At 40.1% G+C, this 12,601-nt stretch carries 10 protein-coding genes; 4 read left to right on the top strand and 6 right to left on the bottom strand.

The window, feature by feature from the left end:
• Positions 1-16: 16 nt before the first annotated feature.
• The 4 genes from benC to catA all read right to left on the bottom strand — a co-directional run bounded on the left by benC (position 17) and on the right by catA (position 4,033).
• The gene (gene benC, locus OSH00_RS06390; protein ID WP_266129728.1) at positions 17-1,033 is read right to left on the bottom strand and encodes a benzoate 1,2-dioxygenase electron transfer component BenC; all 1,017 of its coding nucleotides are present in this window, start codon (positions 1,031-1,033) and stop codon (positions 17-19) included.
• Between the two features lie 95 nt (positions 1,034-1,128).
• Entirely contained in the window at positions 1,129-1,638 is a 510-nt protein-coding gene (gene benB, locus OSH00_RS06385) for a benzoate 1,2-dioxygenase small subunit (protein WP_196076381.1), read from the bottom strand.
• Positions 1,635-3,035 carry a benzoate 1,2-dioxygenase large subunit gene (benA, locus tag OSH00_RS06380; protein ID WP_266129727.1) on the bottom strand — a complete coding sequence of 467 codons (1,401 nt, stop codon included), beginning with the start codon at positions 3,033-3,035 and terminating at the stop codon, positions 1,635-1,637. The genes benB and benA overlap by 4 nt, the downstream gene beginning before the upstream one ends.
• A gap of 77 nt (positions 3,036-3,112) precedes the next feature.
• A complete protein-coding gene (gene catA / locus OSH00_RS06375) occupies positions 3,113-4,033 on the bottom strand; it encodes a catechol 1,2-dioxygenase (RefSeq protein ID WP_266129726.1) in 921 nt (306 codons plus the stop codon).
• Between the two features lie 279 nt (positions 4,034-4,312).
• Between catA and OSH00_RS06370 the strand changes: the two genes are divergently transcribed.
• From OSH00_RS06370 to OSH00_RS06360, 3 genes are all read left to right on the top strand, one after another.
• Positions 4,313-5,236: a LysR family transcriptional regulator gene (locus OSH00_RS06370; RefSeq protein WP_196076378.1), complete on the top strand. Its 924-nt coding sequence runs from the start codon at positions 4,313-4,315 to the stop codon at positions 5,234-5,236.
• A 511-nt stretch (positions 5,237-5,747) separates the two neighbouring features.
• The gene (locus OSH00_RS06365; RefSeq protein ID WP_266129725.1) at positions 5,748-7,112 is read left to right on the top strand and encodes an MFS transporter; all 1,365 of its coding nucleotides are present in this window, start codon (positions 5,748-5,750) and stop codon (positions 7,110-7,112) included.
• Between the two features lie 77 nt (positions 7,113-7,189).
• Positions 7,190-8,461, top strand: a complete 1,272-nt coding sequence (locus tag OSH00_RS06360; RefSeq protein WP_266129724.1) for a DcaP family trimeric outer membrane transporter — start codon at positions 7,190-7,192, stop codon at positions 8,459-8,461.
• A 73-nt stretch (positions 8,462-8,534) separates the two neighbouring features.
• On the opposite strand, the gene OSH00_RS06355 is transcribed toward OSH00_RS06360, so the two are convergent.
• A complete protein-coding gene (locus tag OSH00_RS06355; RefSeq protein ID WP_266129723.1) occupies positions 8,535-9,446 on the bottom strand; it encodes an alpha/beta fold hydrolase in 912 nt (303 codons plus the stop codon).
• A gap of 8 nt (positions 9,447-9,454) precedes the next feature.
• Positions 9,455-10,006 carry a PadR family transcriptional regulator gene (locus OSH00_RS06350; protein ID WP_266129722.1) on the bottom strand — a complete coding sequence of 184 codons (552 nt, stop codon included), beginning with the start codon at positions 10,004-10,006 and terminating at the stop codon, positions 9,455-9,457.
• Positions 10,007-10,171: 165 nt separating this feature from the next.
• Between OSH00_RS06350 and OSH00_RS06345 the strand changes: the two genes are divergently transcribed.
• On the top strand, positions 10,172-12,196 hold the full coding sequence (locus OSH00_RS06345) for an NADPH-dependent 2,4-dienoyl-CoA reductase (RefSeq protein WP_266129721.1): 2,025 nt from the start codon (positions 10,172-10,174) through the stop codon (positions 12,194-12,196).
• Positions 12,197-12,601 lie beyond the last annotated feature (405 nt).

The following is a 12,601-nucleotide window of genomic DNA, read 5'->3' as shown; positions in this document are numbered from 1 at the left end:
CCAAAATCAGACCAAATTAATTGGCTGAGAATTTTTCAAATAAGAAATTTGCAGGTTGAATCCCTTCTTGATTTAACCATGTACGAACGGCTTCCACCATAGGTACGGGACCACAGAGATAAACATCGACATCACCTTGATTTAACCAGTCATTTTCAATATGACCCGTCACATAACCTTTACGTTCATGTGTCGATTCTGGATGGGCAACGACTGTTCGAAATTCAAACCACGGTAACTTATTTTGGAGTTCATTGAGCTTGTCTAATGCCACAAGATCAAAGTCATTGGTGACACCGAAAACCAAACGAACCGGTTGTGTTGAGCCTTTTTCTTCAAGCACCTGTAACATGGACATAAACGGCGCAATACCCGTACCGCCTGCGAGCATAAGAACAGGGCGAACAACATTTCTAAGGTAAAAACTTCCAAATGGACCTGTAAATGTCATTTTGTCACCTGCTTTAGCATTGGCACTTAAAAAATCACTCATTTTTCCATTGGGAACATTGCGAACCACAAAGCCTGTTAAACGATGTCCTGGTTTGGAACTAAACGAGTAGGAGCGTGTTTCACTGGTTCCCGGAATAGCAACATTGACATACTGTCCTGCGAGGAAATGAATATCAGGCTGTCCCTCATCCAATTGAATATCAAATGTGATGGTTGAATCAGAGAGGTTTTCTACACGTGACAGCGTACCTTGAAAGGCATGAATTTCGGTTTTACATACCTCAGATGAGGCTTGAATTTGAAAAACAGCATCTGAATTGGGTCTGCATTGGCAAGCTAAAATATAACCTTGTTCTGCTTCTTCTGCTGTTAACGCATCTTCAATATAGTTTTCTTCAGGCATATCGAATGTACCTGATTCACAAAAAGCTCGACAGGTTCCACAAGCGCCATCACGGCAGTCTAATGGAATATTAATTTTTTGACGGTAGGCTGCATCAGATAAAGTTTCACCTTGTGCAACTGAGATAAAACGAGTTACGCCATCTTCAAATTGAAGTGCAACATTATGGTTTGACATGGCTGGTGGTCCTATAAAAATCTTTAAACATTGGATCGCACTTAGCCCAACGATGTTTGAGCTAGAGCAAAGATCAGCTTATGGTGTCTGCACAATTAGAGGTGATAGATATCAATCACTTGATTGATGTAGTCATTTTTCAACACCACATATTTATTTAAAATCTGGGGTTGAGGACCTGAAAAGTCGATTTCGTAGCGTGACATTCCAAAGTAGCTATAACTGGTTTTATAGCGGAAACTTAAAGTGTTCCAATTAAAACGAACCGTGACTTTAAGCCCATCAGTCGCAACCACTTCAATATTATTGATATTGTGACTGGTACGTGTATCAGGCATCGTTGCTGAAGAACGTTCGGTTTTTATACGGAAGATGCGATCTTCCAATCCTTGGCGATCTGGATAGTAGATCAATGAAATTTCTGCTTGCGGGTCTTCTGTAAGACGATCATCATCATCCCAAGCAGGCATCCAAAAAGACGCAGTGGGTGCATAACATGCCAACCATTGATCCCATTCTTCATCATCTAAGAAGCGAGCTTCACGATAGAGAAATTGAGCAATATTTTCTAAAGACACTTGTTCAATATGTGCTGTTGCATTCATGCGATTTCTCCTTGCATGCTCGTTTCCTGTTGAGCCAATTGTTTTTCTGATTGGATGGCATGTTTCATGACCTCTAACCAGTATTGATGCTGTGCAAGGTATAAACCTTCATCTTCTGTTTTAATGCCACTGAGTTTTGGCTTTAAACCGATTTCATTGGCAGCATCGTCTGGACCTTGGATCCAATGCTTTGAACCGCGGCACATATCATTCCATTCCAGTTCAATACCCGCATAACCCGCTTGGCAGGCACGGAACTCTTCGAGGTCGTCAGGAGTCGCCATACCCGATGCATTAAAGAAATCTTCATATTGGCGGATACGGCGTGCACGTGCCTCTGGTGCTTCACCTATAGGTGCAATACAGTAAATCGTGACTTCAGTTTTATTGACTGAAATCGGGCGAAGTACACGTATTTGTGATCCGAATTGATCCATAAAATAAACATTCGGATATAGACATAAATTACGAGAGCGTTCGATCATCCACTTCGACATGGGTGCGCCGAATTTTTCAGTATATTCTGCGGCTTTTGGATAGTTCGGACGATCTTCAGGATTTGCCCATTGGGTCCATAACAGCATGTGACCATGCTCAAACCCATAAGAGCCGCCACCTTGTTTACCCCAGGCGCCTGCGCTCATGGCACGAACATTATCATTTTCCTGTTGTTTTTCTTTTCGTTGTTGGGTGGTTGCAGCGTAGTTCCAATGTACAGCCGAAACATGATAGCCATCAGCACCATTTTCAGCGGTAAGTTTCCAGTTTCCATCGTAGGTATAAGTCGATGCGCCACGTAAAACCTCTAAACCTTGATCAGACTGGTCTACAATCATGTCAATGATTTTGGTGGTTTCACCAAGGAATGAAACCAGACTAGGTACATCAGGATTTAAGCTTCCGAAAAGAAAACCTTTATAACTTTCAAAACGCGTAACTTTTTTGAGATCATGAGACCCTTCTTGGTTAAAGCAATCTGAATAACCTGCTTCGCTTGGATCTTTAACTTTGAGTAATTTACCTGAGTTATTAAATGTCCAACCGTGAAAAGGACAGGTATAAGTCGCCTTATTGCCACGTTTATGACGGCATAACTGTGCGCCACGATGGGAACATGCATTGATCATTGCATTTAATTCACCATTGCGATTACGTGCAATGATGATCGGCTGGCGACCAATATGCGTGGTGTAATAATCATTATTGTTGGGGATTTGACTTTCATGTGCCAAATACACCCAATTACCTTCAAAAATATATTTCATTTCAAGATCAAATAGACTTTGATCTGTAAATACTGAGCGATGAAGTTTAAATTCACCTGTTTCAAAGTTATCGACCAAAAGTTCATCAATACGATCAAGATGGCTGGTGTTTATCACTGGAATACGTGGCATGTTGTTTCTCCGGATTTCCAAATAAGATTGCGGAACCGAAATATCGAAATGAATTTTTTTCGGTTCAATGCGTATGTTTAAGCGTGAGCACGTCGACGATCGACTTCTGTCGATGGGGTTTGAACTTGTGTCTGGATCAGTTGAATATTGAATTCAATCTTTTTAAAGGCTTTGTTCAAACCATAACGGGCAATTTCAACTTCATCGGTGACGTCTATGGCAACTGCGACCAGACCTTCACGTGTAGCAAAAGCAAAGTCATCCCAAAGGTATTGATCACCTTCAATATTGAATTGGGTGGTCAGTTTTCGATAACCTGGTGCTGAAACAAAATAATGTACATGCGAAGGACGATTGCCATGACGCCCCAATTGATTTAAAAGAGCTTGAGTTGTCCCTTGAGGTGGGCATCCATAACCCACAGGCATCGTGGTTTGAGCGACATATTTTCCATTTACATCGGTCAAAATGGTGCGGCGTAAATTAAAATCAGCTTGCGATTTGTCGAAAAAGGAATATGCGCCTAGGCGATTGGCATGCCAAATCTCAACTTTGGCATTGGGGATGAGATTGCCTTGGAGATCTGTAACAGTCCCTTCAATCAACAGGGTATCAATCAGATCAACTTCAGAACCATCATCCATACGGGCAAAACCGACTGATTCTGGTGCGCCAGAAACATAAAGTGGACCTTCGATAGTACGTGGTGTTCCACCTGTAATCCCTGCTTTGACATCGGCTTCATCAGCACGCAGATCTAAAAAATGCTCAACTCCTAAACCTGCGGCCAAGAGCCCCAGTTCATTAGCTTGACCTGCATCGGTAAAATATTCCAGTCCTTTCCAGAGTTCAGTCTGGGAAATATCGAGATCATCGATGGCTTGAAAAAGATCAGCGACTAGGCGAACCACAATTTGTTGAATACGAGGATTAACATTCCCTGTTGCTGTATCGATATTCATTTGCTTGACTAAGGCATCGATTTCTTGACGATTCATACTAAGCTCCTTAAGTATGAGTGGTTTGGCATCGCATGCTGAATAAATTTGCTCGCAACTTTGCTGGCCACTTTCCATGTTCTTGGCAACAAGATTTCTAGCTTAGACTGGTTTGTAAATTCATTTGGCTAACAGAATGTCATTCTTGGGTTGGCTTTGAATCACTTAAATTTTCAGTATTGCTTTACATCTTGCTTTTGATATACCTTAAAAGAATGAATGATCGCTGTCTAAGATCAAATTTGCATTTTTTTATATCTTAAAGGTATGGAGTTTGAGATGGAACTCAGGCATTTACGCTATTTTGTTGCTGTTGTAGAAGAACAGAGTTTTACCAAAGCGGCTGAAAAGCTTTATATTGCTCAGCCCCCGTTGAGCAGACAGATTCAAAACCTTGAAAGTGAATTGGGTATCTCACTTTTTGAACGAGGAAGTCGTCCATTAAAAACTACAGAAGCGGGGCAATTTTTTTATCAACACGCCGTTAAACTTTTGTCTAATGCTGAAGAAGTAAAGTCGATGACCAAACGGATTGGTTTGATTGAAAAAACAGTCACCATGGGTTTTGTCGGCTCACTATTGTACGGTTTACTGCCCAAAATTGTTTATATGTTTCGACAACAACAACCCCATCTCAAAATTGAATTGGTTGAAATGAGTACCAAAGATCAAATTCAAGCTTTAAAAGAGGGGCGTATCGATGTTGGATTTGGGCGTTTAAGGATTTCTGATCCCGCTGTTCGACGAGTTTTATTACGAGAAGAACCCTTAATGCTGGCTGTTCATATCAGTCACCCTTTGGCTGATTCAAAAGGGACCTATTTTGCGGATATAGAAGACGAGAATTTATTCCTCTACCCAAGCCATCCGAAGCCCAACTTTTCTACACAGGTCCGTCATCTGTTCTCTGAACATGGTTTAGATCCTAAAAATTTAAAAGAGGTTCGGGAAATTCAATTAGCCTTGGGCTTGGTTGCAGCAGGTGAAGGTATGTGTGTTGTGCCTGAAAGTGCAAAAACCATTCAATTACCGAATTTAATCTATATCCCCATGTTGGACAGTTCTGCAAAAAGTCCTATCTTTATGGCAATTCGTTGTATGGATGAAAGCGAGGATATTCGATCTTTGTTTGATTGTATTTATCAGGTTTATGATTTGGAAGGTTTTCAATATGATCGTGCAAGTTTTAGCACAATATATTAGAGGCGGTAACCCATCATAAATGGTTGGCATTATGGACTAAAATTAAGGATGTAGATTTATTGCAATGAAACAAGCATGAGATCAGATACTTCATTTAAAAGTTCATAATGCAGACTGACACTTGGGTTTCTTTCTTTATATTATTTTAATTACATGCATTGTCCAAAATATTAATGCCAATGATTAAGGATATTTAATTCTTTTAATTATGATATCCATTATTGTTGCTATATTACGTGAAAAGTAATGTATTGAAAAATCAGAATAAGTCGTTTGATTTGCTTTGAAAATCTAAAAATAGCCAATTAAAAGTTAAAATAAAAAAATAAATGATCAAAAATATAAGGCTGTATTATTTTAATCATACTTTTTAATCTATTGTTTATTCAAACAAAAATATTAAACCGACTTTTTAGGTATGGATATATATTCAATCGGTTTTGGACAAAAAATAGCGCTTACTCCATTGTCTGAGAAAACTTAGATGACGTTTCTCAGCAGGAGGCTGAATATGCAATTAAATATCAATCAGATTGTGGACGAGGCAAAATTTACCCCATTTCATTGGGGGGTTTTATTATGGTGTTTATCTATCATTATTTTTGACGGTTATGATTTAGTCATTTATGGCGTAGCTTTACCGTTGCTGATGCAGGAGTGGGGGCTCACTGCTGTTCAAGCTGGAATGCTTGCCAGTACAGCACTATTTGGCATGATGTTTGGTGCAATGAGTTTCGGGACTTTATCGGACAAACTAGGTCGTAAAAAAACCATTATGATTTGTGTGGCAATTTTCAGTGGCTTTACTTTCTTGGGTGCTTTTGCAAGCACACCTGTTGAATTTGGAAGTTTACGTTTTCTAGCAGGTCTTGGAATCGGTGGTGTGATGCCAAATGTGGTGGCCCTGATGACTGAATATGCACCTAAACGTATTCGCAGTACTTTGGTTGCAGTGATGTTTAGTGGATATGCCATTGGAGGCATGGCTTCAGCATTATTAGGTGCGTGGTTGGTAGTGGATTATGGCTGGAAAATTATGTTTTACATCGCCATTATTCCTTTTTTAGCACTGCCTTTGATCTGGAAATTTTTACCTGAATCTTTGATGTATTTGACTCAACAAGAAAAAACTGACCAAGTCCGTGAAATTGTACAAAAAATAGCACCACAACAAGATTTAACAGCATCCACTCAGTTTGTGTTGAATGAAGTCACTGCTGGAGATGAAGCGCCGTTACGTGCTTTATTTCAACAAGGTCGTACTTTTAGCACCCTCATGTTTTGGGCTGCATTTTTCATGTGTCTATTGATGGTTTATGCACTGGGGAGCTGGTTACCAAAGCTGATGATTCAGGCAGGTTATTCTTTAGGTGCAAGTATGATTTTCTTATTTGCATTGAATATTGGCGGGATGGTCGGTGCGATTGGCGGAGGTGCATTGGCAGATAAATTTCACATTAAACCTGTATTAACCATCATGTTTGCTGTTGGTGCTATGGCACTCATTTTACTTGGTTTTAAAAGTCCACAGGCCGTGCTTTATACCCTGATTGCAATTGCAGGTGCAGCAACAATCGGTTCGCAAATCCTACTTTATACCTTTGTTGCTCAATTTTATCCTGCCGCTGTACGTTCAACGGGGATGGGATGGGCGTCTGGTATTGGACGTATCGGTGCAATTGTAGGTCCAGTCCTCACGGGTGCATTGCTCACGTTTGAACTTCCTCATCAAATGAATTTTCTGGTGATTGCAATTCCGGGCGTAATCGCTGCATTGGCAATCTTTCTCGTTAACCTAAAGGCTTCTGTAGAAAAAAATCCAGTGCTTTCTTCAGCCTCAACGCAACAAAATATTGTTGGAAATACAACAAACTAATCTTTTTCTCAGCCTGAATCATGGAGATTAAGGCTGGTTTAAAATAATCAATCGTAGAGAATAGGATGCTTTCTACAATGAAAAAAATGAATTACAACATTATTTTGGTTTCAATTGGCTTATCTAGTCTAGGTATGACTCATGCAAGTTCACTTTCTGAAGTTGAACAATTAAGGAGTGAAGTCAAACAGTTGCGTGAAATGATTGAGCAGCATCAGAAACAGCAAAATCAAGCTGTTCAACTGATACAAAATCAGCCACAGACCATTCAACTGCCAGTCGCAAATTCCTCAACCTCACCGTTAATAATGCGTTCTAAAGCTGGCGCTGATGTCAACCTATATGGTAATGTCCGTGCAGATTTGTTATATCAGGCAGAAGGTGGAGGTGCTGATCGACTTTATAATCAAATCAATACCGTACCATTGAAAGGCAACAACGAGAGCAGTGATGTACTAAAATCAACCCTGGCAGCAACACGCATAGGTCTAGATTTTAAAACCGCGGATCAGGATATAAATGCAAAAATAGAAGTTGATTTCTTGGGAGCAAATGATTCATTGAGGATCCGTCATGCTTATTTCAATTATGGTTCATGGTTGGTTGGTCAAACTTGGTCAAATTTCGCAGTTCCAGATTATATGCCTGAAACGATTGATGCTTTGGGGTACGTGGGCGGGGCAGTAAAGCGTGATGCACAAGTCCGTTATACGCATAAATTTAATGCGGAAACACAATGGGTCAGTGCTGTGGAAGATTCAAAAGATGCACTAACGAGTATGCGTTTGCCTGTATTTTCCACACGTTTGAATCATAGCTTTGCAGATCGTGCAGGTACCTTGAGTTTAAGGGCAATGATGAGTCAAAAGCGTACTGCGACAGATGATGAATTGGCGTGGGGTGTGGGTATCGGAACAAAATATGAACTGAGTACAAAGACCACATTAAAAGCTGATTATTATCATGTAAAAGGAGATTCTAGTTTAGTGTCATGGACCAATGCCGGATTTTCTGTGGATGCCAACAAAAAAATCATGGCATTGAATGAATTTGATTCTATCACTCTGGGTGTGACTCAGCAGTTTAATCCGCAATGGCGCTCAACCTTGGGATATGGTTATATGAAAGCGGATGAAAATCAGAAATATATTCAGTACTTGAGCGATCCAACGAAAGCCAATAAGCATTTGTGGCAGGCTTGGGCAAATGTATTTTACAGTCCGAAAAAACCATTAAGTTTTGGATTGGAATATGTCTATGGTGAGCGTCAAGCTTTTGCAGCGGGTGCAAATGGGCAAGATACAGGGGAAGATAATCGATTTAATGCAGTGGCAATGTATAATTTTTAAAGCAAGATTTTAAAAAGGGGTTTTAAAAACCTCGTTTAAAGTGAATTAAACGAGGTTTTTTTGTAAATATCGCTTAGGCAGACTGTTTTAAAAAAGAACGAATTTCTTGACTAAACTTGACTGGTTCTGTGATGAGTGGGGTATGTCCAGAACGTTTAAAAATAATATTCTTCGCATTGGCTAAGCGATTGGAAATTTGCCTTTGTCCTTCAGCTGGATAAAGTGAGGACTTTTCACCAATGAAAAAGGTGGTTGGGCAAGCCAATTGAGCAATGGCATCACGATAATCTTCATTATGATGGAGATAATTATCGATATACCAAGTTAAATAGTCCATACGACGGATTGGCAAGAGGTGTTTTTGCAGTTGCGGATGTTTTAAGGCTAAATTAAACATAAATGGACTTAATTTGTTACTGCCTTGAATCTTAATGAAGTTCAGCCAAATTTGCATCAGTTCTGTTCGAGGTTCAAGTGGCAATTCATCGACAAAACGATAGTCAGAATACTGATGTAAAAAGTCTGAAAAATCTTTGAGTAATCGCTTTATTTTAAAATATTTTTTGCCAAATAAACCAAATTCCCAAGTTTCGTCTGTTGAAATTTTAGGGGTTTGATCGATATGCAAATAGGCTTTTAATTTGCCAGCCAAATTCCCATACTGCATACCATGCATTGCAGTGGTTGCACCCATAGAATACCCCATGAGAATAAAATCATTTAAATTCAGTTGCGCAATTAAACTGTCAAGGTCACGCCAGTGATTGGATATCGCGTCAATATCCTGTGGAATATTACACGTTCTTGAGCCACCAAAACCACGCCAGTCGGGGATATAAAATTTATATTGTTTGATGTTGGGTAATAGGAAAGGGAGCCATTGCCAGCTATGCATGCCTAAACCTGACAAAACAAGCACAGGTTCGCCTTGACCAATTTCACGAACAAATAATTTTTCGCCATCAGGCATTGTATAGTGTGGCATGCATATTCCTACGGATTGTCTTTATTCTCAAAGGCTTTTAGTTGTGGAATTACTTCATTGAGCCAGTTGATCCAGCCCGTTTCCAAGTCTATTCCCAATTGTAAAATCATTTTATGGATATATAAAGTACGATCAAGTACCTCTGTGTGTCCAAAATCTTTGGAAAAGATTTGAAGATAGAGTTTTAGGTTTTCTTGATGCAATTTTAAATGACGCTCTAATTCAGGTAAAACAGTATTTCCACCAAATTGTGCTTCAGCACGTAAACGTACCATCAGCTCTTCACGCAGTTGAGCAGGTTGCCCTTGCTTGATCATCCAGTCGGCCAACTCGACACGGCCAAGTTGTTCAACCTGATAGGTTTTTTTACGACCTTGATCTGCTTGGTCTTCTAAAGTCGAAATCCAGCCTTTTTTTTGCATGCCGTTGAGTTCACGGTAAATTTGCTGATGGGTCGCATTCCAAAAGAATCCCATCGATCGGTCAAAGCGTCGAGCCAACTCAAAACCTGTGCTTGGTTTTTCAATCAGACTGGTCAATAAAACATGGGCTAATGACATTGTGTAATATGAGATCAATAAAATGAATATAAAGTCATTATGCAACATGTTGCATAAAAATCAAATCTCGATTATAAATACCCAAACTATGCAACTTGTTGCATTAAAAAATATTAGACTTTTTCATCAGATTGATAGCTAGCGAATGCACGCCAAGGAGTTTACATGTCTAATTATCCGCATCTACTTGCGCCTTTAGATTTAGGCTTTACTACATTAAAAAATAGAGTGTTGATGGGTTCTATGCACGTTGGACTGGAAGAAGTTCAAGGTGGATATGAGCGCATGGCTGCATTCTATGCAGAACGTGCTGCAGGTGGTGTAGGACTGATTGTTACAGGTGGTATTTCACCCAATGATCATGGTGTAACTTTTTTTGGCGGTTCAAAGTTAGATCATTTAGAAGAAGCAGAAAAACATAAAGTGATTACCCAAGCAGTTCATGATGCTGGGGGTAAAATTGCACTGCAAATTTTACATACTGGACGTTATTCCTATCAGCCTGAAAACGTTGCACCTTCTGCGATTCAAGCCCCAATTAATCCAACCAAGCCACATGCACTTACCTCAGCAGAAGTTCATCAAACCATTGCAGACTTTGCCAATTGTGCCAGATTGTCACAGAGTGCTGGCTATGACGGTGTAGAAATTATGGGATCAGAAGGTTATCTGATCAACGAATTTATCGCCGCCAGAACCAATCATCGTGATGATGAATGGGGTGGCAGTTATGAAAACCGTATCCGTTTTCCGATCGAGATCGTAAAGAGAACCCGCCAAGAAGTGGGTGAAAACTTTATCATTATTTATCGCTTGTCTATGTTGGATTTGGTTGAAGGTGGATCAACGCTTGAAGAAGTCATTCAGTTGGCGAAAGAAATCGAAAAAGCAGGTGCAACCATTATCAATACAGGAATCGGTTGGCATGAAGCCCGTATTCCGACCATTGCAACCAAAGTACCTCGCGCAGCGTTTACTTGGGTGACCAAAAAATTAAAAGGTTCAGTTAAAATCCCTTTAATCACATCGAACCGTATCAATACCCCAGAAATGGCAGAGCATGTGTTGGCTCAAGGGGATGCAGATATGATTTCTATGGCGCGTCCAATGCTGGCAGATTCTCATTTTGTGCAAAAAGCAGAACAAGGGCGAGCAGATGAAATCAATACCTGTATTGGATGTAATCAGGCATGCCTAGATCATATTTTCTCAATGAAAATTGCCACTTGTCTGGTCAATCCGCGTGCATGTTATGAAACCGAACTGATTTTTAAGCAATCCGATGCTGTTAAAAATATTGCCGTGATTGGTGCTGGACCTGCGGGTTTAAGCTTTGCAACCTATGCAGCAGATCGTGGACATAAAGTTACAGTTTTTGAATCGTCCAATCAGATTGGTGGTCAGTTCAACATTGCCAAAACCATTCCCGGCAAAGAAGAGTTTTACGAAACTCTACGTTACTTCAAACGTAAGATTGAATTACAGCCCAACATTAAACTGGTACTCAACCATACTGCGACCTATGAGGGGTTAAGTGCTGCAAAATTTGATGAGATTGTTGTGGCTACAGGGGTGACACCACGTCATTTAAATATTCAAGGCATTGATCATCCCAAAGTATTGTCCTATATCGAGGTTTTACGTGATCGTAAACCTGTTGGGAAGAAAGTTGCAATCATCGGCGCAGGTGGTATTGGCTTTGATACTGCTGAATATCTTTCACATGAAGGTGAAAGTGGTAGTTTAAATCCTCAGAAATTCTATGATGAATGGGGAATAGATACATCTTATGCACATGTGGGTGGTTTAAAGCAGCCAGAAGTTGAACAGTCGCCTCGTGAAATTTATTTGCTGCAACGTAAAACCAATTCTGTTGGTGCAGGTTTAGGAAAAACAACAGGATGGATTCATCGTACAGGTTTAAAACACCGTCATGTCAATATGATCCCTGGTGCGAGCTATGACAAGATTGATGATCAAGGCTTACATATTACTGTCGGTGATAAAGTTATGGTTTTAGATGTCGATCATGTAGTGATCTGTGCAGGTCAAGAGCCATTTACAGCAATGTTTGAACAACTTCAGGCAGATGGAAAGTCAGTACACTTAATTGGTGGTGCCAAAGAAGCTGGCGAATTGGATGCGAAACGTGCCATTCGCCAAGGTGCAGAATTAGCTGCAGTGATTTAATCCAACTTAAAAACTTAGTCAAAATCCTTTCTTGGTTCAGTGGTCTCTGAAAATTTTCAAGAGAGGATTAGGGGCTGTTGATCATTCGTCCATGTTTGCGACTAAGTGTTTTTTTTTTGATGATTCTAGGCACGAAATACGAAATTTAGTCATTCTAAATGATGAGAAAATCGTTTCGTAAGGTAACGAAGAAGCGACAGAAAACACACTAGTCCCCCGCTGCGCCTTGCGCTGCAAACAAAGCAGTGTTTTGTTCTTGCTCAGGGTTGTGGCTAAAATTTTCTCAGGCTACGTTATGAAACTTGAAAATAGTCTCGCTATTCTCTTCGTTTCATGCCTTACCTGCTCAGTTTTAACCTACAACGCAAGCCATTTATGAAATGTCAATAGACCCTATATTCAGGA

This window comes from Acinetobacter nematophilus, assembly GCF_026344175.1.
Taxonomy (GTDB): Bacteria; Pseudomonadota; Gammaproteobacteria; order Pseudomonadales; family Moraxellaceae; genus Acinetobacter; species Acinetobacter nematophilus.
The sequence above is the reverse complement of the archived record's forward strand: the minus strand, read 5'-3'. Positions and strand labels throughout refer to the sequence as shown.

What these genes read in the sequence shown, in the direction of transcription:
- OSH00_RS06360 (WP_266129724.1), top strand. Translation starts at nt 7,190, where the DNA reads ATGAAAAAAATGAATTACAACATTATTTTGGTTTCAATTGGCTTATCT.
- catA (WP_266129726.1), bottom strand. Translation starts at nt 4,033, where the DNA reads ATGAATCGTCAAGAAATCGATGCCTTAGTCAAGCAAATGAATATCGAT.
- OSH00_RS06365 (WP_266129725.1), top strand. Translation starts at nt 5,748, where the DNA reads ATGCAATTAAATATCAATCAGATTGTGGACGAGGCAAAATTTACCCCA.
- benB (WP_196076381.1), bottom strand. Translation starts at nt 1,638, where the DNA reads ATGAATGCAACAGCACATATTGAACAAGTGTCTTTAGAAAATATTGCT.
- OSH00_RS06350 (WP_266129722.1), bottom strand. Translation starts at nt 10,006, where the DNA reads ATGTCATTAGCCCATGTTTTATTGACCAGTCTGATTGAAAAACCAAGC.
- OSH00_RS06370 (WP_196076378.1), top strand. Translation starts at nt 4,313, where the DNA reads ATGGAACTCAGGCATTTACGCTATTTTGTTGCTGTTGTAGAAGAACAG.
- OSH00_RS06345 (WP_266129721.1), top strand. Translation starts at nt 10,172, where the DNA reads ATGTCTAATTATCCGCATCTACTTGCGCCTTTAGATTTAGGCTTTACT.
- OSH00_RS06355 (WP_266129723.1), bottom strand. Translation starts at nt 9,446, where the DNA reads ATGCCACACTATACAATGCCTGATGGCGAAAAATTATTTGTTCGTGAA.
- benA (WP_266129727.1), bottom strand. Translation starts at nt 3,035, where the DNA reads ATGCCACGTATTCCAGTGATAAACACCAGCCATCTTGATCGTATTGAT.
- benC (WP_266129728.1), bottom strand. Translation starts at nt 1,033, where the DNA reads ATGTCAAACCATAATGTTGCACTTCAATTTGAAGATGGCGTAACTCGT.